General features: G+C 71.4%; 18 protein-coding genes and 3 pseudogenes. 11 read left to right on the top strand and 10 right to left on the bottom strand.

Annotation, left to right across the window (positions count from 1 at the left end; all coding sequences use genetic code 11):
• The first annotated feature begins 127 nt into the window (after positions 1 to 127).
• Positions 128 to 2,767: pseudogene (gene adhE, locus AMK21_RS10110) on the top strand (bifunctional acetaldehyde-CoA/alcohol dehydrogenase).
• A gap of 201 nt (positions 2,768 to 2,968) precedes the next feature.
• On the opposite strand, the gene AMK21_RS10105 reads toward adhE, so the two are convergent.
• Together AMK21_RS10105 and AMK21_RS10100 are read right to left on the bottom strand one after the other, a co-directional pair.
• The gene (locus AMK21_RS10105) at positions 2,969 to 4,285 is read right to left on the bottom strand and encodes a YncE family protein (RefSeq protein WP_107429892.1); all 1,317 of its coding nucleotides are present in this window, start codon (positions 4,283 to 4,285) and stop codon (positions 2,969 to 2,971) included.
• 755 nt (positions 4,286 to 5,040) lie between these two features.
• Positions 5,041 to 6,483: a dihydrolipoyl dehydrogenase family protein gene (locus AMK21_RS10100; protein WP_073876376.1), complete on the bottom strand. Its 1,443-nt coding sequence runs from the start codon at positions 6,481 to 6,483 to the stop codon at positions 5,041 to 5,043.
• A 116-nt stretch (positions 6,484 to 6,599) separates the two neighbouring features.
• Between AMK21_RS10100 and trxA the strand changes: the two genes are divergently transcribed.
• Positions 6,600 to 6,998 (top strand): thioredoxin, encoded by a 399-nt coding sequence (gene trxA / locus AMK21_RS10095; protein ID WP_073876374.1) that lies wholly within the window; start codon positions 6,600 to 6,602, stop codon positions 6,996 to 6,998.
• A gap of 109 nt (positions 6,999 to 7,107) precedes the next feature.
• On the opposite strand, the gene AMK21_RS10090 is transcribed toward trxA, so the two are convergent.
• The gene (locus AMK21_RS10090) at positions 7,108 to 7,374 is read right to left on the bottom strand and encodes a hypothetical protein (protein ID WP_073876372.1); all 267 of its coding nucleotides are present in this window, start codon (positions 7,372 to 7,374) and stop codon (positions 7,108 to 7,110) included.
• A gap of 57 nt (positions 7,375 to 7,431) precedes the next feature.
• Positions 7,432 to 8,454: a LacI family DNA-binding transcriptional regulator gene (locus AMK21_RS10085; protein ID WP_073876370.1), complete on the bottom strand. Its 1,023-nt coding sequence runs from the start codon at positions 8,452 to 8,454 to the stop codon at positions 7,432 to 7,434.
• A 119-nt stretch (positions 8,455 to 8,573) separates the two neighbouring features.
• Between AMK21_RS10085 and AMK21_RS10080 the strand changes: the two genes are divergently transcribed.
• The 5 genes from AMK21_RS10080 (at position 8,574) to egtD (ending at position 13,617) form a co-directional block, all read left to right on the top strand.
• A complete protein-coding gene (locus AMK21_RS10080; protein WP_073876368.1) occupies positions 8,574 to 9,041 on the top strand; it encodes a type II toxin-antitoxin system PemK/MazF family toxin in 468 nt (155 codons plus the stop codon).
• A gap of 148 nt (positions 9,042 to 9,189) precedes the next feature.
• Positions 9,190 to 10,539 (top strand): ergothioneine biosynthesis glutamate--cysteine ligase EgtA, encoded by a 1,350-nt coding sequence (gene egtA / locus AMK21_RS10075; RefSeq protein ID WP_073876366.1) that lies wholly within the window; start codon positions 9,190 to 9,192, stop codon positions 10,537 to 10,539.
• Positions 10,536 to 11,903 (top strand): ergothioneine biosynthesis protein EgtB, encoded by a 1,368-nt coding sequence (gene egtB / locus AMK21_RS10070; RefSeq protein ID WP_073876364.1) that lies wholly within the window; start codon positions 10,536 to 10,538, stop codon positions 11,901 to 11,903. Before egtA ends, egtB begins: the two co-directional genes overlap by 4 nt.
• Entirely contained in the window at positions 11,903 to 12,658 is a 756-nt protein-coding gene (gene egtC / locus AMK21_RS10065; RefSeq protein ID WP_073876362.1) for an ergothioneine biosynthesis protein EgtC, read from the top strand. Before egtB ends, egtC begins: the two co-directional genes overlap by 1 nt.
• Positions 12,655 to 13,617, top strand: a complete 963-nt coding sequence (gene egtD / locus AMK21_RS10060) for an L-histidine N(alpha)-methyltransferase (RefSeq protein ID WP_073876360.1) — start codon at positions 12,655 to 12,657, stop codon at positions 13,615 to 13,617. Before egtC ends, egtD begins: the two co-directional genes overlap by 4 nt.
• Here the strand turns inward: egtD and AMK21_RS10055 are convergent.
• From AMK21_RS10055 to AMK21_RS10045, 3 genes are all read right to left on the bottom strand, one after another.
• Positions 13,560 to 14,483: a lysophospholipid acyltransferase family protein gene (locus AMK21_RS10055; RefSeq protein WP_079181121.1), complete on the bottom strand. Its 924-nt coding sequence runs from the start codon at positions 14,481 to 14,483 to the stop codon at positions 13,560 to 13,562. The genes egtD and AMK21_RS10055 overlap by 58 nt on opposite strands.
• A 44-nt stretch (positions 14,484 to 14,527) precedes the next feature.
• Positions 14,528 to 15,316 carry a GNAT family N-acetyltransferase gene (locus tag AMK21_RS10050; protein ID WP_079181120.1) on the bottom strand — a complete coding sequence of 263 codons (789 nt, stop codon included), beginning with the start codon at positions 15,314 to 15,316 and terminating at the stop codon, positions 14,528 to 14,530.
• A gap of 196 nt (positions 15,317 to 15,512) precedes the next feature.
• Positions 15,513 to 16,766 (bottom strand): extracellular solute-binding protein, encoded by a 1,254-nt coding sequence (locus AMK21_RS10045; RefSeq protein WP_073876354.1) that lies wholly within the window; start codon positions 16,764 to 16,766, stop codon positions 15,513 to 15,515.
• A gap of 203 nt (positions 16,767 to 16,969) precedes the next feature.
• Between AMK21_RS10045 and AMK21_RS10040 the strand changes: the two genes are divergently transcribed.
• The gene (locus AMK21_RS10040; RefSeq protein WP_018513053.1) at positions 16,970 to 17,185 is read left to right on the top strand and encodes a dodecin; all 216 of its coding nucleotides are present in this window, start codon (positions 16,970 to 16,972) and stop codon (positions 17,183 to 17,185) included.
• On the opposite strand, the gene AMK21_RS10035 is transcribed toward AMK21_RS10040, so the two are convergent.
• Entirely contained in the window at positions 17,186 to 17,674 is a 489-nt protein-coding gene (locus AMK21_RS10035) for a hypothetical protein (protein WP_073876352.1), read from the bottom strand.
• A gap of 98 nt (positions 17,675 to 17,772) precedes the next feature.
• Between AMK21_RS10035 and AMK21_RS10030 the strand changes: the two genes are divergently transcribed.
• The 3 genes and pseudogenes from AMK21_RS10030 to AMK21_RS10025 form a co-directional block, all read left to right on the top strand.
• Positions 17,773 to 18,774 (top strand): MsnO8 family LLM class oxidoreductase, encoded by a 1,002-nt coding sequence (locus tag AMK21_RS10030; RefSeq protein ID WP_420712485.1) that lies wholly within the window; start codon positions 17,773 to 17,775, stop codon positions 18,772 to 18,774.
• Between the two features lie 446 nt (positions 18,775 to 19,220).
• Positions 19,221 to 19,408 (top strand): annotated as a pseudogene (locus tag AMK21_RS37055) (MFS transporter); the annotation flags it as partial.
• A 30-nt stretch (positions 19,409 to 19,438) separates the two neighbouring features.
• Positions 19,439 to 20,116 (top strand): annotated as a pseudogene (locus AMK21_RS10025) (ABC transporter); the annotation flags it as partial.
• Between the two features lie 46 nt (positions 20,117 to 20,162).
• Here the strand turns inward: AMK21_RS10025 and AMK21_RS10020 are convergent.
• Positions 20,163 to 20,909, bottom strand: coding sequence for a succinate dehydrogenase/fumarate reductase iron-sulfur subunit (locus tag AMK21_RS10020; RefSeq protein ID WP_073876348.1), 747 nt, complete (start codon positions 20,907 to 20,909; stop codon positions 20,163 to 20,165).
• Complete coding sequence (locus AMK21_RS10015) at positions 20,906 to 22,855, bottom strand: fumarate reductase/succinate dehydrogenase flavoprotein subunit (protein WP_073876346.1); 1,950 nt, start codon at positions 22,853 to 22,855, stop codon at positions 20,906 to 20,908. The genes AMK21_RS10020 and AMK21_RS10015 overlap by 4 nt, the downstream gene beginning before the upstream one ends.
• Between the last annotated feature and the right edge of the window lies 1 nt (position 22,856).

The following is a 22,856-nucleotide window of genomic DNA, read 5'->3' as shown; positions in this document are numbered from 1 at the left end:
GGGTCCTCCCGTGGCAGACGGCACCAAAGGACAGTGAGGGCGGAGAGCGGGACGGTTCACCGTCGCACCGCTCCTGGCCGGCACCGCCGCACACCACGGCGGCCCCTGACAACGGAGGCACATCACCATGACCCGACAGGACGCGCGGACCGAGGACCGCGTCAGGACCGGCGCCCCGTCCGACATCGCGGTCGCCGTGGACCGTCTGGTCACGGACGGCCTCAAAGCACTCGCCGACTACGACGCCCTCACCCAGGAACAGGTCGACCACATCGTCAAGAAGGCGTCGGTCGCCGCCCTGGACCAGCACACCGCGTTGGCCCGTCTGGCGGTCGAGGAAACGGGACGCGGGGTCTTCGAGGACAAGGCGGCCAAGAACATGTTCGCCTGCGAGCACGTCACGCACAGCATGGCCCACATGAAGACCGTCGGGGTCATCGGCCGGGACGACGTCGAGAACATGGTCGAGATCGCTGAACCGGTGGGTGTGGTGGCCGCGGTCACCCCCGTCACCAACCCGACCTCGACCACGATTTTCAAGGCACTGATGGCGCTGAAGACCCCGTAATCCGGTGATCTTCGCGTTCCACCCCTCCGCCCAGCGGTGCAGCGCCGAAGCGGCCCGCGTCGTGCGGGACGCGGCCATCGCCGCCGGTGCCCCGGAGCACTGCGTGCAGTGGATCGAGGCCCCGTCCGTCGAGGCGACCAACACGCTGATGCGGCACCCCGGAGTCTCCCTGATCCTCGCCACCGGCGGCAACGCCATGGTCAAGGCCGCCTACTCGGCCGGCAAGCCCGCACTCGGCGTCGGCGCCGGAAACGTCCCCGCCTACGTCCACCGCAGCGCCAAGCTGCGCAGGGCCGTCAACGACCTGGTGCTGTCCAAGTCCTTTGACAACGGCATGATCTGCGCCTCCGAACAGGCCGTCATCCTGGACACGGCGATCTACGACGCGGCACTCGCCGAGTTCCGCACCCTGCACGCCTATCTGGCCACCCCGCAGGAGAAGGCGAAGCTGGAGACCTTCCTGTTCCCCGTCGCCGGCGGTTCGGGGGCCGGCTGCGAGCCCAAGGTCAACGCCGCCGCCGTCGGACAGAGCCCCGCGTGGATCGCCGAGCGGGCCGGGTTCTCGGTGCCGGAGACAACTTCGGTCATCCTCGTCGAGGCCGAACGCGTCGGTCCCGACGAGCCGTTGACCCGCGAGCTCTGCCCGGTCCTCGCCGTGCTGCGCGCCGAGGACGAACGTCATGGCTTCGGTCTTGCCGCCGACATGGTCGCCTTCCACGGCCAGGGCCACAGCGCCGTCATCCACACCGAGGACGCGGCTGTGGCGGAGGCGTACGGCATGCGGATGAAGACCGCACGGATCATCGTCAACTCCCCCTCCTCCCAGGGTGCGATCGGCGGCATCTACAACGGATTGCTGCCGTCACTCACCCTGGGCTGCGGCTCCTGGGGCAGCACCTCGGTCTCCAACAACGTCTCCGCCGCCCAACTGCTGAACGTCAAGCGGGTCTCCGCCCGCCGCAACAACCTCCAGTGGTTCAAGGTCCCACCGAAGATCTACTTCGAACCGCAGGCCATCCGCCACCTCACCTCCATGCCCGACGTCCACCGCGTCACCATCGTCACCGACGCCACCATGACCCGCCTCGGCTTCGTCGACCGGATCAGCCGCGTCCTGCAACAGCGCCGGGAACCGGTCACCCTCCAGATCATCGACAACGTCCAGCCCGAACCCAGCATCGACTCGGTCCAGCACGGCGCCGACCTCATGCGGGACTTCCGCCCCGACACGATCATCGCGCTCGGCGGCGGTTCCCCCATGGACGCCGCCAAGGTCATGTGGCTGCTGTACGAGCAGCCCGGCATCGACTTCGCGGACATGCGGCAGAAGTTCTCCGACATCCGCAAGCGCGCCTTCCGCTTCCCCGCCCTGGGCAAGCTGGCCCGTCTGGTCTGCGTGCCCACCACCTCCGGCACCGGCGCCGAGGTCACCCCTTCGCCGTCATCTCCGACCCCGCCACCGGCAAGAAGTACCCCCTGGCCGACTACGCGCTCACGCCCAGCGTGGCCATCATCGACCCCCTGCTCACCACGGTCCTGCCCCCTGCCCTCGCAGCCGACAACGGCTTCGACGCCCTCACGCACGCTGTCGAGGCGTACGCGTCCGTCTACGCCAACGACTTCACCGACGGCCTCGCGCTGCACGCCATCCGCCTGGTCTTCGACCACCTGGAGGCAGCGGTCACCGACCGCGAGGGCGCACTGGAAGCCCGGGAGACGATGCACAACGCCGGCACCATCGCCGGCATGGCCTTCGGAAACGCCTTCCTCGGCATCGTCCACGCCATGTCCCATACTCTCGGCGCGACCTTCCACATCGCACACGGGCGCACCAACGCCGTGCTGCTCCCCCACGTCATCCGCTACAACGGCACCATCCCGACGAAGTTGACCGGCTGGCCCAAGTACGAGGACTACCGCGCTCCCGAACGCTTCCAGGACATCGCCCGCGCCCTGGGGCTGCCTGCCACGACCCCGGCCGAGGGCGTGGAGTCCCTCGCCGCGGCCGTCGAGCGCCTGCGTGACGCCGTCGGCATCGAGCCGACGTTCAAGGCGCTGGGAGTCGACGAACAAATCTTCCTGGACGCGCTGCCGCAGCAGGCCATCAACGCCTACGAGGACCAGTGCGCACCGGCCAACCCCCGCGTGCCGATGCTGGGCGACATGCGGGAGCTGATGCGCGCGGCCTACTACGGCTGAGCACGGGGCGGTCTCCGCGCGGAAGCTGCTGCCAGGGTTTTCCGCTGGCAGCCCTGGCAGAGGACCGCCCGCAGGCGCGATCACCGTCCGTCGTGCCTCGCGAGCAGAGCTGGGGGCGGAGGAACTGCTCCCACCCGTACCGTCGGATGTGGTGCGGCGCGTTCGGGGCGAAGCGGCGCGAGGCTCGGGTTCCGAAGCGTCTCAGCCGGTGGCGGGGCCCGTCCAGCCTGTGGGGACGTGGCCGAGGCGGACTCGCTGCGGGTGGTCGCCGACGGGGATGGAGGTGACCTTCTCGCCGGTGGCGAAGTCGATCGCCGTCACCTGGTCGGTGCCGCTCTCGGACACCACGCAGTGCTTGCCGTCTCCGCTGACGGTGGCCCAGTACGGCTTGGAGGCGGTGACGAGCGGGCCCTCGTGAAGGGACTCGCGGTTCACGACGGTGACGTAGTCGTCCATGGTGCCGGCGATGCAGAGCTTGTCGCCCTGGGGACTCATGGACATGCCGTGATGGCGGGAGTCATTGACGTAGGTGGTGCGATCGTCGCTGGTGTCCGGGTTCTTCGGCAGCGTCTTCACCCGGGTGATCTTGTCCGTGTGCACGTCGTACTCGACGAAGCCGTTGAAGAAGGAGACCTGGAAGTACATCTTCGACTCGTCGGGCGTGAAGGCGACGGGGCGCAGCGCGTCGGACAGGTCCTTGCGGCCGAAGGCGTCGAGCCGCTCGCGCATGTCGATGACCTTCTTGACCTGGAAGGTCGTCGCGTCGGCGACGGTGATGCGCCGGTCGCCCTTGGTGAAGTCCTGCCACGGCGCGTCCAAGTCGGTGTTGACCTCGCCGATGGCCATGTTCCAGAGGTACTTGCCGCCGTCGGTGTAGACGTTCTCGTGCGGCTTGTCACCCGCCTTGAACCTGCCCGCCTCCTTGCCCGTCGCCATGTCCAGGACGTGCACGGTGTTGGAGGTGGAGGCGGAGACGGCGACCTGGGTTCCGTCGGGGGAGACCGCCATGTGGTCGGAGCGGAAACCGGACACCGGGAAACGCCAGTTGATCTTGCCGCTCTCCACGTCTATGGAGACCACATCGGCGAAACTGGGCCGGGAGGCGATCACGGACTTGCCGTCCTTCGTGGTGTACATGTCGTCGACGTACTGGTCGTGACCCTCACCCGGGCCGATCCGGATGCCGAGGAAGTACGCGAGCTTGACGGGGTTGAGGTAGATCTCCCACAGGCGCTCCTTCTTGTCGGGGATCATGTCGATGCGGCCGATCTTGGCGTAGTCACCGCGGGAGTTGATGACGTCGGCGGTGCCCTCCCAGTTGTTGCCGACGAAGAACACCTCCTTGAGCCCGTCCGATGAGGTGGCCCGGGTCTGTTCCCGTGCTTGCTTCGGGATCTCACTCGCGCCGGCCGAGCCCGGGATGGCGGGCAGCACGCCTAAGGTCAGCCCGACGGCGACAAGGGCGGCCGCACCGAAGGGGTGCCGACGGCGAGGACGACGTGCGGGGGAACGCGTCATGGTGAACTCCAGAGGCAGGGGTGGGCGGCGCGCCGTCAGACACAGGCCCGCATCTGTTACTGGAGGTAACGTAGCCAGGAGAGGGACTCATGAACAGAGTCCGATCGAGATTCCTCCACGGATGCGTTCGAGCCTTCCCGGCGGTCGGCCACCGGCAGACCCAGGAGCCGCCTTGTTGCGGGCATCGCGCATGCGGTCAGCAAGATCCCAGCGCCTCCGCGCGCAGGGCCTCACGTCCTGGCCCGCCGAGGGATCACTCGACCGCCGTGATGCGCGGCGCAGGGGCAAAAAAAAGGGGGTGACAACCCGCGCCCGCATCATCCAGGGCCCCGCTCCGCATCGAAGGCCCGTCGGAGCATTCGGGCCCGCACAACGGGCGAGAGGCATCGCCTCCCCGGCGAAGTCAGCGATCTTCGCCGTGACAACGGTGGTCGGCCGCTCTCAGCCTCGTCGGCCTCATCCAGTTCCCTGACCTCCCCGTGCCCGGAAGTCGTCCATGAGCAAAGTGAGGTAGTCCCGCGCCCCACGTGCGCCGCCGGCGAGCACCGCGGCCCGTCCGGCCCACAGGCTGCTGAGATCCGCCCGCCCCTGGGCACCGGCTTCACGACGTGTGAGGGAAGGCGTACGCGACCGCTCGTACTCAACGACGATGGCTGACTCGCCGTTCATGATCTTCCGCAGGACGTCTGAAAACGGATCCGCGAGATCGAGACCGATAGAAGGCAGGTCGCCGCGGAGACAAGTCATGTGGGTCGTCAGTAATCCCGGTACGTCTCCAGCAGCCGGAGCCACACCTCACTGATCGTCGGGTACGCCGGAACCGCGTGCCACAGCCGGTCGACGGGGACCTCGCCCGCGACCGCCACCGTGGCGGAGTGCAGGAGTTCGCCGATGCCGGGGCCGACGAAGGTCACGCCGAGCAGGATCTCGCGGTCCAGGTCCACGATCATCCGGGCGTGGCCCTTGTAGCCGTCGGCGTACAGGCCGGAGCCGGCGACCGAGGCGAGGTCGTGGTCGACGGCGCGGACGCGGTGGCCCGCGCGTTCCGCCTCGGCGAGGGTGAGGCCGACGGACGCCGCCTCGGGGTCGGTGAAGACGACCTGGGGGACGGCCGCGTGGTCGGCGGTGGCCGTGTGGGCGCCCCAGGGGCCGGTCTCCAGGAGCGGGACCTCCTGGGCGCGGGCGGCGATGGCGGCGCCCGCGATGCGGGCCTGGTACTTGCCCTGGTGGGTGAGGAGGGCGCGGTGGTTGACGTCCCCGACCCCGTACAGCCAGTCGGTGCCCTCCACGCGGCAGCTGTCGTCCACCGTGAGCCAGGAGCCGGGCTTCAGGCCGACCGTCTCCAGGCCCAGGTCGTCCGTGCGCGGTGCCCGGCCGGTGGCGAAGAGGATCTCGTCAGCCTCGATCCGGCCGCCGTCGTCCAGCTCCACGGTGACGGGCCCCTCCGGTGCGGGCCGGTGCAGGGCGGTGACGGAGACGCCGGTACGGATGGTGGCCCCGGCCTCCTCCAGCGCCTCGGCCACCAGCTCGCCCGCGAAGGGCTCCATCTTCGGGAGCAGGCCTTTGCCGCGGATCAGCAGCGTGACCTCGGCGCCCAGCGCCTGCCATACGGTCGCCATCTCCACGCCGACCACTCCCCCGCCGACGACCACGAGCCGGCCGGGCACCTCCTTGGCGCTGGTGGCCTCGCGGCTGGTCCAGGGGCGGGCCTCGGCGATGCCGGGGAGGTCGGGGACGACCGCCCTGGTGCCGGTGCACACGGCGACGGCGTGCCGGGCGGTGAGCCGGTGCTCGGCTCCGTCGGGGGCGGTGACGGAGACCTCGCGGGGGCCGGTGAGGCGTCCCTTGCCGCGGTAGATGTCGGCCCCGATGCCCTCCAGCCAGCCGACCTGTCCGTCGTCCTTCCAGTTGCTCGTCTTGTCGTCGCGGCGGGCGAGTACGGCCTGTACGTCGAGGGGGCCCTGCACCGCGGCGCTCAGGCCCGGGAGGCGGCGGGCGTCCGCCCGGGCGACCACGGGGCGCAGCAGGGCCTTGCTCGGCATGCAGGCCCAGTACGAGCACTCGCCGCCGATCAGCTCCGACTCCACCACGGCCGTGCTCAGCCCTGCCGCGCGGGCCCGGTCGGCCACGTTCTCCCCCACCGGACCTGCGCCGATGACCACCACGTCGTACGGGGAAACATCCACTGCATGAGTCATGGAAGCAGTGTCCTCGGGAGTGTGCGCCCCGGCCACATGGGCAGGCGGAATAGCGCACGTGCAGTCACCGTTGTGCCGGACACGTCCGAACGGGCACAGGAAGAGGTATCTGGAGTATGAGCACCGTAGAGCTCACCAAGGAAAACTTCGATCAGGTCGTCAGCGACAACGGCTTCGTGCTGATCGACTTCTGGGCTTCCTGGTGCGGCCCCTGCCGACAGTTCGCGCCGGTCTACGACTCGGCCTCCGAGCGCCACCCCGACCTGGTCTTCGCGAAGGTCGACACGGAGGCGCAGCAGGAGCTGGCGGCGGCCTTCGAGATCCGGTCCATCCCGACGCTGATGATCGTCCGGGACAACGTCGCGGTCTTCTCGCAGCCCGGCGCCCTGCCCGAGGCGGCCCTCGAGGACGTCATCGGCCAGGCCCGGAACCTGGACATGGACGAGGTCCGCAAGTCCGTCGAGGAGCAGAAGCGGGCGGCGGAGGCCGGGCAGGGACAGCCGGAGCCCCAGTAGCCGCCGTACCGGCACACGGCGCGAGCTGAAGGGCCCTGATCCGCCTCCGCTGAAGGGGAAGCGGTGGTCTGCGGTCGGGGTCCTTCAGGCATGCCCGCGCGGGGTCCGGTCAGGACGCACGGTCATTTCCCTCGGCGACCTGCACCGACATGCCCGGGTCCAGTTCCTCGCCGTCGATCAGCACGGCCTCCACCGTGCGGGTCTCCGGGTCGATGTCAGCCTCCATGCCCTGGCCCGTGTACCGGGGGTAGCCCGAGGCCCCCGTCTCACCGGTGGCGGCCACGATCGCCGAGCGGATCGGCCGCCCGGGGGCTCCGGTCCGCGTCCTGCTGTGGTCGGGGATCAGGAGGAGCTCGTAATTCTGCGGATGACTCATGGCCCCGACGCTAGACATCCCCCGTACTCCGCGCATGTCGTCGGGCCGGGGCGGCGGTCAGCTGGACTCCCGGTGTACGGCGCTGGTGCGCAGCAGGTCGTGGTGGACCGGTGCGGTGCCCGGGTGGTGGACGAGGCGATCGATGGTCTCCGCCAGCGGGTCCGGCATGGCGAGCTCCATGCGGACGGTGGAGAGGCGGGGCCGCAGCAGTCTGCCGAGCAGCAGGTCGTCCGCTCCGACGACCGCCGTGTCGCCGGGTATCGCGACGCCCGCGTCCTGAAGGGCCCGCATCAGCAGCATGGCGTACTCGTCGTTGTACGCGAACACCGCGTCCAGTCCCAGCTCCGGCCAGCGGTGCGCCAGCTCCGCCGCGGACCCCTCCTCGTAGTGGAGCGGGAGGGGGCGGACATGTGCCCCGGCCGGTTCCGCCGTCTGCCGGGCCCCGGCGAGGCGGGGTTCGGAGAACGGGGTGAGGCCCGCCTCCCGGGGCATCACCACCCCGATGCGGCGACGGCCGCGCGCCAGCAGGTGTCCGACCGCGCTGGCCCCGACCTGGCGCTGGTCCATGACCAGGCCGTGCGCGCCCTCGACCGGCACCGGGCCCAGGGTGATCACCGCCTTGGCGCCGGAGCGGGTGAGGACCTCCGTGCCGTGCGGAGTGAGGGTGATGCCCGGCGGTACGACGACGGCGACGGGCCGCAGTTCGGCCCAGGCCCGGACCGCCTCGTCGTCGGCGAGGCCGGCGCTGCCGTACTGGACGACGGTGTAGTCCAGGCGGCGCAGGCCGGCCTGGAGTTCCTGGAAGAAGCGCTGGTGGAGCGGGCCCGCCGGTATATGGCCGGAGGGCAGCAGGACCAGGCGGCTGTGTCCGGCGCGCAGGCTGCGGGCCGCCGCGTGCGGAACGTAACCGAGTTGCGTGGCGGCCTCCCTGACGCGGTGCCGCGTGGGTTCGCTGATCCGGACGGTGGCGTTGTTGTTCAGGACGTACGACACGGTGGCCCGGGAGACTCCTGCGAGGCGCGCGACATCGGCGCTGGTCGGTACGGAGACTTCGGTGGGCTGCTTGGGTAACTGGCTCATGGCGTGCGGCAGTCTTCCAGATCCGCCGGGCCGGGCCGCGCCCCGGGGGCGCCCCGCCGCGGCCCCCGTTCGGCGGACCCGCTCCCGGGAACGGGCCGTGCACGTCCTACGGTGTTGCGATGACGTTCCACCACAGCGCACAGCGCAGCGACAGCCCGCCCGTACCGCCCGGCAGCACCGGTCCGACCGCCACCGTCCGGGCCGATCCGCACGAGGCGGGCCCGGTCCGCACCTCGTACGCCCCCGACCGCGACGGCGACCCCGATCCGGGCGAGATCGTCTGGACCTGGGTGCCGTTCGAGGAGGACGACGGGCGCGGCAAGGACCGGCCGGTTCTCATCGTCGCCCGGGAGGGCGCGGGCACGCTGCTCGCCGTCCAGCTCTCCAGCAAGCAGCACGACATGGACCACGAGTGGGTGGCGCTGGGGGCGGGTCCCTGGGACAGCTCCGGACGGCAGTCCTGGGTCGATCTGGACCGGGTGCTGCGGGTCCACGAGGACGGGATGCGGCGCGAGGCGTGTGCCCTGGACCGGGACCGGTTCGATTCCGTCGTCGGCCGGCTGCGGGAGCGGTACGGCTGGAGCTGACCGCCGCTCGCCGGTGCTGGGCGTACGGCGCATGCTGGTTCCGGAGCGGTACGGCGGCGACCGCTCCTCCGGTGGCCCAGGGGCACTCTTGTGCGATCCCGGGGTACGGGTTTGGGTGGTAGGTACGCAACTGAGAAGGAGGCGCCTCATGTCCTCGGACACACCGGGCCGCCCCGGCCCACACCCGGACCACGCCACCCTCGACGAGGGTGCGGCACAGGATTTACTGCGCGGCATATGTTTCAAGACGGGTCCCCCTCGCATCGTGGGGGTGGAACTCGAATGGCTCATCCACGACCAGGAGAATCCCGCCGCCCCGGTGGCCCAGGAGCGGCTGGACAGCGCCGCCGCCGCCCTCCGCGAGCTACCCCTGAGCGCCGCACTGACGTTCGAGCCGGGCGGGCAGCTGGAGCTCAGCTCCCAGCCGGCCGGCTCCCTGATGGAGTGCGTCGGGAGGACCGCGGCGGATCTGGCCGCCGTCCGCGCCTCGCTCGGCCGGGACGGGCTCGCCCCGGTCGGGATCGGCGTGGATCCGTGGCAGACGCCGCACCGCAGGCTGCGCGAGCCGCGGTACGACGCGATGGAGGCGGCGCTCGACCGGGCGGGCCCGTCCGGGCGGGCCATGATGTGCACCTCCGCCTCCGTCCAGGTCTGCCTGGACGCGGGCGAGGAGGAGCCGGGACCGCTCGGCTACGGCCGGCGCTGGCAGCTCACCCATCTGCTCGGCGCCGTCCTGGTGGCCGCGTTCGCCAATTCGCCGTTCCGGCAGGGCCGCCGCACCGGCTGGAAGTCCACCCGGCAGGCCCTGTGGGCTGATCTCGACCCGGTACGGACGCTGGCTCCGGACGGCGCACTCCCGCCGCGCGAGGCATGGGCCGCGCACGTACTGGACACGCCCGTGATGTGCGTCCGCCGCGACGAGGGCCCCTGGGACGTTCCCGAGGGCCTCACCTTCCGTGAGTGGATCCGTACCGGCGCGCCCCGGCCGCCGGTACGGACCGATCTCGACTACCACATCACCACCCTGTTCCCGCCGGTCCGGCCGCGCGGACACCTCGAACTGCGCATGATCGACGCGCAGAACGGCGCGGACGGGTGGCTGGTGCCGCTCGCCGTGGCCACCGCCCTGTTCGACGACCCGGAGGCCGCCGAGACCGTGTACCGCACCGTGAAGCCCCTGGCCGAGTCGGCGGGCTCCGCCGCCGCGCCGCGCAACCCGCTCTGGACGACGGCCGCCCGCGAGGGCCTGGCCGATCCGGAACTGCGGGCGGCGGCCACCGTCTGCTTCGACACGGCGCTCACCGCCCTCGACCGGATGGGCGCCGGAAAGACGGTGCGGGACACCGTGGCGGCCTTCAACGACCGGTATGTGGCCCGGGGCCGATGTCCGGCCGACGATCTCCTCGAACCGGGCGCTCTCACCTCTCCGAGCCGGCCGGCAGGCCCTGCGGACGGGCCGGGTACCGGGCCGCACACCGGAAGGGTGACCTCAGCATGACCGACGACCGTGACCCCTCCGCCACCGCAGCGGACGGCTTCCCGCCGGGCCCCGGCGGCCACGACCCCGAGGTACTCCGGCAGCGGGCCCTCGACGCGCTGCTGACCGCCCGCGCGCGCACCGCCACCCTCACCGACTGCGTCGACGACGGTGAACTCACCGCCCAGCACTCCCCCTTGATGTCCCCCCTCGTCTGGGACCTGGCCCACATCGGCAACCAGGAGGAGCAGTGGCTGCTCCGCGCCGTGGGCGGGCGTGAGGCGCTGCGCCCGGAGATGGACGGGCTGTACGACGCCTTCGAGCACCCGCGCGCGACCCGGCCCTCCCTGCCGCTGATGGCACCCGCCGAGGCGCGGGCGTACGCCTCCGATGTGCGGGGCAGGGCCCTGGACATTCTGGAAGGCACCCCGCTGCACGAAGGGGGCCGTCCGCTGGAGCGGGCCGGGTTCGCCTTCGGCATGATCGCCCAGCACGAACAGCAGCACGACGAGACGATGCTGATCACCCATCAGCTGCGCACGGGTCCGGTCGCGCTGACCGCACCGGCGCCGCCCGCCCCCACCGACGCCGACACACTGCCCGCCGAAGTCCTCATCCCCGGCGGCCCGTTCACCATGGGCACCTCCACCGAGCCGTGGGCCCTGGACAACGAGCGGCCCGCGCACCGGCGTGAGGTGGCCGCGTTCCACCTGGACACCTCCCCCGTCACGTGCGGCGCGTACCGCCGCTTCATCGAGGACGGCGGGTACACCGACCCCCGCTGGTGGAGACCCGAGGGCTGGGACATGGTCCGCGAACACGACCTGACCGCACCGCTGTTCTGGCACCGGGAGGAAGGGCAGTGGCTGCGCCGCCGGTTCGGGGTGACCGAGCCGGTCCCGGACGACGAGCCGGTGCTGCACGTCAGCTGGTACGAGGCGGACGCGTACGCGCGCTGGGCGGGAAGGCGGCTGCCCACCGAGGCCGAGTGGGAGAAGGCCGCCCGGCACGATCCCGCCACCGGGCGTTCGCTGCGCTATCCCTGGGGCGACACGGACCCGACACCCCAGCAGGCCAACCTGGGCCAGCGCCATCTGCGCCCGGCGCGGACCGGTGCGTATCCGGCGGGCCGGGCGCCGTCCGGCGCGGGTCAGCTGATCGGCGATGTGTGGGAGTGGACCTCCAGCGACTTCCTGCCCTATCCGGGCTTCGTGGCGTTCCCCTACCGGGAGTACTCGGACGTGTTCTTCGGCCCGGGTCACAAGGTGCTGCGCGGCGGCTCGTTCGCCGTGGACCAGGTCGCCTGCCGGGGCACGTTCCGCAACTGGGACCTGCCGGTGCGGCGGCAGATATTCTCCGGGTTCCGCACCGCGAGGGACGCCTGATGTGCCGCCACATCGCCTATGTAGGCGACCCGGTGGCCCTCGGGACCGTGCTGTCCGAGCCGCCGCACTCCCTGGTGCGCCAGTCCTGGGCGCCGCGCCGTCAGCGGTACGGGACGGTCAACGCGGACGGTTTCGGCGTCGGCTGGTATGCGGACGGCGACCCGGTGCCCGGCCGCTACCGGCGCCAGGGGCCGATCTGGCACGACCAGACCTTCACCGACCTGACCCGGGTGGTGCGGAGCCGCGCGCTGCTCGCCGCCGTACGGGACGCCACCGAGGCGGGTGCGGACGGGGAGGCCGCGGCCGCGCCGTACGCCAACGGGCGGCTGCTCTTCAGCCACAACGGCGCGGTGCCGGGCTGGCCGGCCTCCCTGGCGGGGCCGGCCGCCGCCCTGCCCGCCGAGGAGCTGCTCTCCCTCGCCGCCCGCAACGACTCCGCGCTGGTCTGGGCGCTGATCCTGCACCGCGTCGCCACCGGGGACGACCTGCCGGCGGCGGTCGCGGAGACCGTCCGGGAGGTCGCGGAAGCGGCGCCCGGCTCCCGGCTCAATCTGCTGGTCACGGACGGCACCGCCATCGTGGCCACCGCCTGGGGCGACACCCTCTGGCACCTCCACGACCCGGGCCGCTCGACAGCCGTGGCCTCGGAGCCGTACGACGACGATCCCCGATGGCGCGAGGTCCCCGACCGCACCCTGCTGGTCGCGACCTCCGCAGACATCACCCCCACACCGCTCAAGGAGCCCGCCGCGTGAGCCCATTCCTGCTGACCCGCACCCTGCCGGAGGACGCGACGGACGCGGCGCTGCGCGCCGATGTCCTGAGCGGGCTCACCCGGCACCCCAAGACGCTGCCGCCGAAGTGGTTCTACGACGCGCGCGGCAGCGAACTCTTCGAGGACATCACCCGGCTGCCCGAGTACTACCCGACCCGCGCCGAGCGGGAGATCCTGGAGGAGCGCGCCGCGGAGATCGCCGCGGTCTCGGGGGCCCGGACCGTGATCGAGCTGGGCTCGGGCTCCTCGGAGAAGACGCGCCATCTGCTGGAGGCCCTGGACGGGCTGGAGAGTTACGTACCCGTGGACGTCAGCGAGAGCGCGCTGACCGGGGCGGCCGAGGCGCTGCTCGCCGAGCACCCCGGACTCTCCGTGCACGCCCTGATCGCCGACTTCACCGGCGGTCTCGCGCTGCCCGGCACGCCCGGGCCCCGGCTCGTCGCCTTCCTCGGCGGCACGATCGGCAACCTGCTCCCCGAGGAGCGGGCCGGCTTCCTGCACTCGGTGCGCTCGCTCCTGTCCCCCGGCGACGCGCTGCTGCTCGGCACGGACCTGGTCAAGGACGAGGAGACGCTGGTCGCGGCGTACGACGACGCGTCGGGCGTGACGGCCGCCTTCAACAAGAACGTGCTGAACGTCGTCAACCGGGAGCTGGGCGCCGACTTCCCGCTCGAGGACTTCGAGCATGTGGCGGTGTGGAACCCGCAGAAGCGCTGGATCGAGATGCGGCTGCGGGCCCGCCGGGCGCTGAGCGTGAAGATCCGGGAGCTGGACCTGGTGGTGCCGTTCGAGGCCGGTGAGGAGCTGCGTACGGAGGTGTCGGCGAAGTTCCGCCAGGAGGATGTGCGCGAGGAGCTGGCCTCGGCCGGGCTCCAGCTCACTCAGTGGTGGACGGACGCGGCAGGGCGGTTCGCGCTGTCGCTGGCCACCGCGGTCTGAGCAACGGCTGCCCCAGGAGCCGTCGTCGTCCGGTCCGTTCCGGCGACGGCGGCTCTCGCCGTGCGGGCCAGTCCACGGCGGCCGGGCTCACCGCTCGCGGACGTTCCCGCGTGATCGCCCACCGGGATCGGGGGGAGGACGTCGACCTCGGCGGTGAGCCCCGCCGCCCGCACCACCCGCCACAGGGAGGCGGCGAGCGGATCGTCCCCCACGAACGCCACGGCTCCCGGGGCGCTGTACGTGATGCGGACCGGCCGTACGGAGACCTGCGCGTCGATCGCCGCCTGGAACACGGCCGGCCGGAACACCCCGCCGCTCCCCCGCCCGCACCAGGTGCTGCCCTCGGGGAACGCCACGACGCGGGAACCCGCGCGCAGGGCTTCGGCGACGGTGTCCACAGCACCAGGCAGCGCGCGCAGCCGGTCCCGGTCGATGAAGAGCGTGGAGCCGAGCCCGGCCAGCCGTCCGAGCAGCGGCCAGCGTCCGACCTCGCTCTTGGCGAGCATCCGGCCGGGCAGTACGGAGGCGACGAGAGGGATGTCCAACCAGGAGACGTGGTTGGCGACGACGAGCTCGCCGCCGTTACTCGGGGCGTACGGATGCACCCGGGCCGTCACCCGTACGTCGAAGGCACGCGGTACGCCCCGGGCCCACCACCGCACCAGCCGGCCGCGCGGGCCCGCCCCGAGCAGCCGGACCGGCAGGGCGCAGGCCACGCCCAGCAGCGTCCACGCGCAGCCGGCCAGCAGCCGCAGGACGGCGGGGAGGGGGGCCCGGACCGGGCCGGTGTGCCGGGCGCAGGCCTGCGGGGTGCAGGGGGCGACAGGCAGCCAGGCGCTCGTGGCGGCGCGACGGGGGACGCTCACGCCCCGCGTGCGCGAGGTACTCACGCCTGCGGGACGGGGGGCGTTCACGCCTGCGGGACGAGCGAGAGGAAGTGGCGCAGGTAGCGCGGGTCGGTGCGGCGCAGCGAGAGCAGGACGTACAGGTCGGCGACGTTGAACTCGGGGTCGTAGGCCGGTGCTCCGCAGACCCAGGCGCCGAGCCGAAGATAGCCGCGGAGCAGAGGCGGCAGGTCCGCCCGGGAGCCGGCGCCGGCCTCGGGGTGCGCGGAGGCGTCCCAGAGGCGGTGCGGGGAGACCCAGTACTCCTCGGGCGCCAGGTGCGCGGCGCGTACGGTGTTCCAGCTGCGGGCGGCGAGCGTGCCGCCGTCGGCCAGCGGCAGGGAGCAGCAGCCCGCCAGCCAGGTGTGGCCCGTGCGCTCCATGTAGCGGGCGAGCCCGGCCCAGACGAGGGCGATGACGGCGCCGTCGCGGTGGGCGGGGTGGACGCAGGAGCGGCCGACCTCGACGAGGTCGTCGCGGATGGGCGTGAGGCGGGTGAGGTCGAACTCGCTTTCCGCGTAGAGGCGTCCGGCTATGCGGGCACGGTCGGGCGGCAGCAGGCGGTAGGTGGCGACGACCTCGTCCGTGGCTCTCTCGCGGACGAGCAGGTGGTCGCAGTACGCGTCGAACGCGTCGCTGTCGATGCCCGGTTCGGGCCCCTCCAGCCTGGCTCCCAGCTCACCGGCGAACACCTGGTGGCGCAGGCGCTGGGCGGCGCGTACATCCTCCTGGCCGGTGGCGAGGGAGACCCGGTAGGCCGGTTCGGGGGAACGGGGAGCGGCGGGGGCGGGCGGGGCGGTGGGCAGCACGGTCATGGCAGTCTCCGGGGACGGATCGGCTGGGGGTGCCTGCCGGGTCTTCACGGGATGCGAAGGCCCGGCCCCCTACTTCTTCCGTCACCGGCTGGATTCGACGTGACCGCTGCGGAGCGCGGGGATGTGCGACGGCTGAATCCCCAGGGGGGCCGTCCCGGCGCACCCGCGAACCGCCTGCCGGATCAGCTGTTCCGGATCAGCTGCCGGCGAGCATGGCCGTGATGCGCTCCGACGCCTTCTTCGCTTCCAGGGCGGGGTCGGCGCCCGTGAGCACCGCCGTCATGTACGGCTTGATCGGGTTCTCCGCCTCGACCTTGGCCCACTGCGAGGAGTTGGGCGTGGCGCGGCCCTGGCTCGCCCCTTCGGCCATCGCGGCGGTGCCTTCCTCGCCCTCGACGACATGGGCGAGCCTGGGCTTGTTGGGAACGTAGCTCATGGTGCGGGCGAGTTCGGTCTGCCATTTCTCGCTCGCCAGCGCCTTGACGACGGCGATACCGGCACTGCGCTGGTCGGCCTTCTTCGGGACGATGAGGTCCGAGCCGCCGGTGAAGACGGAGCCAGGGGCCTTGGCGGTCTTGCCGGGAATGGGGAAGTAGCCGAGCTTTCCCCTGAGTTCGGGATTCTTCTGCTCGATGAGCGCGGCGCTTCCGGGGAGAGAGATGATCTGGGCGACGTCTCCCTCGGCGAATACGTCGTTCTGCGGCGGTTTCTCCTCGTCGGAGTCCATGGGCCCGTCGCCGAGCGCCTGGAGTTCCTTGTAGAAGTTCATGCCGGCGAGCGCCTGGGGGGTATCCAGCGTGCCCCGCCAGTCACCGCCGCCGCCCTCGGCGAGTTCGCCGCCCTCGTCCCAGATGAATCCGGCGAGCACGTACCAGTTCTGACCGGCCAGATAAATGCCCTGCTGGCCCTCAGTGTTGAGCTTCTCGGTGTCCTCGATCCACTCTGCGCGGGTCTTGGGGAGGCCGTCCACCCCGGCGGCCTTGAAGATCTCCTTGTTGTAGATCACCACGCGATTGGCCGCGTACCACGGGATGCCGTACTGCACACCGCTGATCTGGCCGGGCTGGGCAAGGCCGGGCAGCCAGTCCTCGCTGCCCAGGTCACGCATCGATTCGAGGGTGAGGTCGCGCAGGCCGCCGCTCTCCGCGTACTGCGCGACCTGGGTGTTGCCGACCTCGATCACATCGGGGGCGTCGTCGCTCTCCAGGGCGTCCAGGACCTTGGGCCCGATACCGCCCCACTCCTGGATCTTGAACTCCAGCTTGACGGAGGGATTCTCCTTCTCGTACGTGCTGGTGAACTTCTCCAGGAATCCCTGCGAGACGCTGTCTTTCATCAGCCAGACCGTCACCGTGCGGTCTCCGCCACCCGAGCCGGAGAAGTAGCCACATCCGCTGAGCGTGACGGACGAAACGAGCGCGACGGCTCCGACGAGTATGCGGTTCTTCACGTAGTCACCTTCTGCGAAACGGCACGACGAAATCAGGACCCGGTGTGGGGGATTGCGGGCGGCGCTCGCACGGGCGTTTGGCTGAATTTTGGTATGGACCAATCAGTAGGTCAAGGCGTGCGCCTGTCCCCATTCACCCCACTCGCCCCCCTCGCGCGACGCCCGGGTTTGAGGCACCGTGGTCAGCAGAGAGGAGACAAAACATGTCCAACCACACCTATCGGGTCACCGAAATCGTAGGAACCTCCGAGGAGGGCATCGACGCGGCGATCCGGAACGGCGTCGCAAGAGCCGCGGAAACGTTGCACAATCTCGACTGGTTCGAGATTAACCAAGTGCGCGGCCATATCGAGGATGGCCGAATCGCGCACTACCAAGTCGGCCTGAAGGTGGGCTTCCGGCTCGACGAAAACGCCTGATCAGGTACGCCCGTCGCGCTCCTGGCCATCCTTCAGCGCCTGTGACGGGTCGAACCAGCGGGCCCGAACCACGGGGAAACCGGCCACTTCGGCCGCATCGCAGACCAGCTCGTCGTCGTCGACGAGCATGCGCACCTCACGCGACCGGCCAAGCCGCCGGAGGATGTCCAGCTTCGTCCGGCGGGCCGGGCGCCGGTCGTCGTTGCGCCGCATGTACAGCTGCCCTCCGGGCAGTCCCTGACGGCTCAGCCAGTCCACGGTGGCCCGGCGGCAGCGCTCGGGCCGCCCGGTCAGATAGACGACCTCGCACGCCTCGGCGCTCGCGAGCACGAGGGCCACCCCTGCGGCCAGCGGCGGATCGTCCGGAGCGGCGGCGAAGAAGCCGGACCAGTCACGCTTGGCCCCCTCCAGGAAGTGCTGCCGGTGGGCCGTGTCGGCGAGCGTGCCGTCGAGGTCGAACACGGCCAGCGGCCGGGCGTCGTTGTTCACCCGGCCAGCTTAGGAAACGGCGAAGCCGTCCACATCCGCAGGCAGCCGGGGTGCGGGAATCCTCACCGGGCGAGGACGTTGAACAGGGTGTGAGCTCTGTGATCGCCGCGACCCGGTTCTCGTTCCTCGACCGCTCCCGCACCCGTGAGGGGCACGACGGCCCCCAGGCGCTGCGCGACACCGTGACGCTGGCGCGGGAGGTGGAGTCCCTCGGCTACCACCGCTTCTGGGTCTCCGAGCACCACAGCGTGCCGGGCGTCGCGGGATCGGCGCCGACCGTGCTGGCCGCGGCCGTCGCCGCCGCGACCTCCGCCGTCCGGGTCGGCACAGGCGGGGTGATGCTCCCCAACCACCAGCCGTTCGTCGTGGCCGAGCAGTTCGGGGTGCTCGCCTCGCTCTTCCCCGGCCGGATCGACATGGGGCTAGGCCGTTCCGTGGGGTTCACCGACGGCGTACGCCGGGCGCTCGGCCACGGCAAGGAGGACGCGGAGGACTTCCCCGGACGCCTCGCCGAACTGCTCGGCTGGATCGACGGCACCCAGCAGGCCCACCCGCGGGTGCACGCCCGCCCAGCGGTGGGCCTGGACATCCCCGCGTACGTCCTGGCGATCGGCGAGGGCGCCGCGGTCGCGGCCTCCGCCGGCCTCCCCCTCGTCATCGGCGACCTGCGCGGCCGGGAGAAGGTGCTCCGCGCCATCGAGGTGTACCGCAGGGGCTTCCGTCCCTCCGCCCGCGCCGAGCGCCCCGAGGTGATCGTCTCCGGCACGGTCGCCGTCGCCGCCACCCAGGAGGCGGCCCGGCGCCTGCTGGTCCCGGAGGCCTGGGCCATGGCGTACGCGCGCACCCACGGCAGTTTCCCCCCACTGGTGCCCGCCGAGGAGATCGAGGCCCGCACCATGACGCCGAAGGAGCGTGGGCTGTACGAGCGCGGGCTCGACGGCCACATCCACGGCACCGAGGAGCAGGTGACGGAGCAGCTGGAGACGGCGATCAAGGAGACCGGGGCGGACGAGGTGCTCGTGACGACGAGTACGTACGACCGTGAGGCGCTGGTCGGCTCGCTGCGGCGGCTGGCCGGGATCATGCGACAGGAGGGCTGAGCACCCTGCCGGCCCCCTCTCCCCCGGTTTCTTGCTGCCGCCGGTGGGCTGCGTCCCCACCATGGCGGACGGTCACCCCACCTCCCTCCGCCCCTACGTGACCGGAGCGCCGGCAGCGCGCGCCGGGGATGACGTGGCGGGCCCGTGCTCCTGCCGGCCGCGCTGCCCCTCACCGGATCGGCCACCGGAGCGTCTTCGCTGCTCGCGGCCGTCTCCGCGGCGATCGGCGGTCCGGTGCTCAGCTGTCCCACGTCGTCCCGGGCGAACGGTGCCGCGGGTCAACGCCCTCGACGCGATGACCTTCGGCGGGGCAGGCCTGGTGGGACCGGCCCTCGCGGGCCGCGCTGTCGACCGGCCTCGTCGCCTCCAGGGTCCGGGCCGTCATCGGAGCCCGCCCATGGCCCGGGCGCCCCTCCGTGGTCCCGTCGGCGGCGCGGAGGGTCCCGCTCACCGCCCTGTTCACCGTATGTCACCGGGAGGCGCCGGACCGGCTGCGCAGCCAGGTCTTCACCACCGGCGCCAGCCTGAAGATCACCGGGTTCGCCTTGGGGGGCGGCCGCCGCCGGACCGCTGGGCCGGCTGGTCCCTGCCGGGCGCTCTCCTGGTGGCGGCGGGGACGGCGGCCCTCGGCGCACCGCCCGCCCCGGCGTCGGTCAGCACGCAGACCGGGACGGCGCGGGAACGGGGCTACCGGGCGGGGCGGTTCTCCTTCAACGTGAGCGGCGGGCGGTGCGAGACGTGCCAGGGCGAGGGGTTCGTCTCGGTGGAGCTGCTCTTCCTGCCCAGCACGTACGCGCCCTGCCCGGACTGCCATGGCGCGCGCTACGCCCCGGAGACGCTGGAGGTCACGCTGCGCGGGCTGACAGTCGCTCAAGTCCTCGACCTCGCGGTGGAGTCGGCGGCGGACTTCTTCTCCGGGACCCCGGCCGCCGAGCGCTCGCTGAGGACCCTGCTGGACGTGGGGCTCGGTTATCTGCGGCTCGGGCAGCCCGCCACCGAGCTGTCCGGCGGCGAGGCCCAGCGGATCAAGCTCGCCTCCGAGCTCCAGCGCACCCGGCGCGGGCACACCCTGTATCTGCTGGACGAGCCGACGACCGGTCTGCATCCGGCCGATGTGGAGGTGCTGATGCGGCAGTTGCACGGCCTGGCGGAGGCGCGGAACACGGTGGTGGTCGTGGAGCACGACATGGCCGTGGTGGCGGGCGCGGACCATGTCATCGACCTGGGGCCCGGGGGCGGTGACCGGGGCGGCCGGATCGTGGCGACCGGTACGCCTCAGGAGGTGGCGCGGGCGGCGGAGAGCCGTACGGCACCGTATCTGGCGAAGGCGTTGCGCAGCTGATCCCGTACGGCCCGGAGTTCACGACCGTACGGGATCGACTCCCGTGTCAGCGGCGGACCTTGCGCGTCGCCCGCAGCCACTCCTTGTTCATCGCGGCGATCGAGGGCAGCGGAATGCCCTTCGGGCAGGCGGTCGCGCACTCGCCGGTCAGGGTGCAGCCGCCGAACCCCTCCTCGTCCATCTGGGCCACCATGTCCAGGACCCGGGTCTCGCGCTCCGGGGCGCCCTGCGGCAGGACGTTGAGGTGGTTGACCTTGGCCGCCGTGAACAGCATCGCCGAGCCGTTGGGGCAGGCCGCGACGCAGGCGCCGCAGCCGATGCACTCGGCGTTCTCGAAGGCCAGCTCGGCGTCCGGCTTGGGCACCGGGGTCGCGTGGGCGTCGGGGGCGGTGCCGGTGGGGGCGGAGATGTAGCCGCCGGACTGGATGATCCGGTCGAACGAGGAGCGGTCCACGACCAGGTCCTTGACGACCGGGAAGGCGGATGCCCGCCACGGCTCGATGTCGATCGTGTCTCCGTCTTCGAAGGACCGCATGTGGAGCTGGCAGGTGGTGGTGCGCTCCGGGCCGTGGGCGTCGCCGTTGATGACGAGGCTGCACGCGCCGCAGATGCCCTCGCGGCAGTCGTGGTCGAAGGCGACGGGCTCGTCCCCGGCGAGGATGAGCTCCTCGTTGAGGGTGTCGAGCATCTCCAGGAACGACATGTCCTGGGAGATCCCGTCGACTTCGTAGGTGGCCATGGCGCCGGGCGTCTCGGCGTTCTGCTGGCGCCAGACGCGCAGGGTGAGCTTCATGCGTAGCTCCGCTGAGTGGGGTGGACGTACTCGAAGAAGAGGTCTTCCTTGTGCAGGACGGGAGCGGCGCCGGTCGTGGTGAACTCCCAGGCGGCGGCGTACGAGAACTCCTCGTCGCGCCGCTCGGCCTCGCCCTCGGGCGTCTGGGACTCGACTCGGAAGTGGCCGCCGCAGGACTCGGCGCGGTGCAGGGCGTCGAGGCACATGAGCTCGGCGAGCTCCAGGTAGTCGACGATGCGATTCGCCTTCTCCAGCGACTGGTTGAACTGTTCGCCGGTGCCGGGCACCTTGATGCGGCGCCAGAACTCCTCCCTGATCTCCGGGATCTTGGCGAGCGCCTTGCGCAGTCCGTCCTCGGTGCGGGCCATCCCGCAGTACTCCCACATGAGTTCACCGATCTCGCGGTGGAAGGAGTCGGGGGTGCGGTCGCCGTCGACGGAGAGCAGCAGATTGATCCGGTCCTCGGTCTCCGCGACGACCTCGGCGACGGCGGGGTGTCCGGCGCCGACCTCCTCGGTGTGCGGGTTGCGGGCGAGGTAGTCGTTGATCGTGGAGGGCAGGACGAAGTAGCCGTCGGCGAGGCCCTGCATCAGCGCGGAGGCGCCGAGCCGGTTGGCCCCGTGGTCGGAGAAGTTCGCCTCGCCGATGGCGAAGAGGCCGGGGATGGTGGTCGAGAGGTCGTAGTCGACCCAGAGCCCGCCCATCGTGTAGTGCACGGCGGGGTATATCCGCATCGGGACCGTGTACGGGTCCTCGTCGGTGATCCGCTGGTACATGTCGAAGAGGTTGCCGTACTTCGCTTCCACCGCCTTGCGGCCCATCCGGCCGATGGCCTCGGCGAAGTCCAGGTAGACGCCTTGCCCGCCGGGGCCGACGCCGCGTCCCTCGTCGCAGACGTTCTTGGCGGCGCGGGAGGCGATGTCGCGGGGCACGAGGTTGCCGAAGGCCGGGTAGATGCGCTCCAGGTAGTAGTCGCGCTCGTCCTCGGGGATCTGGCCGGCGGGGCGGTCGTCGCCCTTGGCCTTGGGGACCCAGATGCGGCCGTCGTTGCGCAGCGACTCGCTCATCAGGGTGAGCTTGGACTGGTGGTCGCCGGTGCGCGGGATGCAGGTGGGGTGGATCTGGGTGAAGCAGGGGTTGGCGAAGTAGGCGCCGCGCCGGTGGGCGCGCCAGATCGCGGTGGCGTTGGAGTTCATGGCGTTGGTCGACAGGTAGAAGACGTTGCCGTAGCCGCCGGTGGCCAGGACGACCGCGTCGGCGAAGTAGGTGTCGATCTTCCCGGTGACGAGGTCGCGGGCGACGATCCCGCGCGCCCTGCCGTCGACCACGATGAGGTCCAGCATCTCGGTACGGGCGTGGAGTTCGACGCCGCCCGTGGCGATCTGGCGGGAGAGCGCCTGGTAGGCGCCGAGAAGAAGCTGCTGCCCGGTCTGGCCGCGTGCGTAGAACGTACGGGAGACCTGGACGCCGCCGAAGGAGCGGTTGTCGAGGAGGCCTCCGTACTCGCGCGCGAAGGGGACGCCCTGGGCGACGCACTGGTCGATGATCTCCACCGAGATCTGGGCCAGCCGGTGGACGTTGGACTCCCGGGCGCGGAAGTCGCCGCCCTTGACGGTGTCGTAGAAGAGCCGGTGGATGGAGTCGCCGTCGTTGCGGTAGTTCTTCGCCGCGTTGATGCCGCCCTGGGCGGCGACCGAGTGGGCGCGCCGGGGCGAGTCCTGGAAGCAGAACTGGACGACGTGGTAGCCCTGTTCGGCCAGCGTCGCGCCGGCCGATCCGCCGGCCAGGCCGGTGCCGACGACGATGACCGTATGTTTGCGCCGGTTGGCCGGGTTCACGAGTCTGGCTTGGAAGCGGCGGGTGTCCCAGCGCTCGGCGACGGGACCCTCGGGGGCCTTGGTGTCGACGATGGGCTCGCGCGTGGCGTAGTGCGTGTAGTCGGGCATG

Origin of the sequence: Streptomyces sp. CB00316, from assembly GCF_001905595.1 — a bacterium.
Taxonomy (GTDB): Bacteria; Actinomycetota; Actinomycetes; order Streptomycetales; family Streptomycetaceae; genus Streptomyces.
The sequence above is the reverse complement of the archived record's forward strand: the minus strand, read 5'-3'. Positions and strand labels throughout refer to the sequence as shown.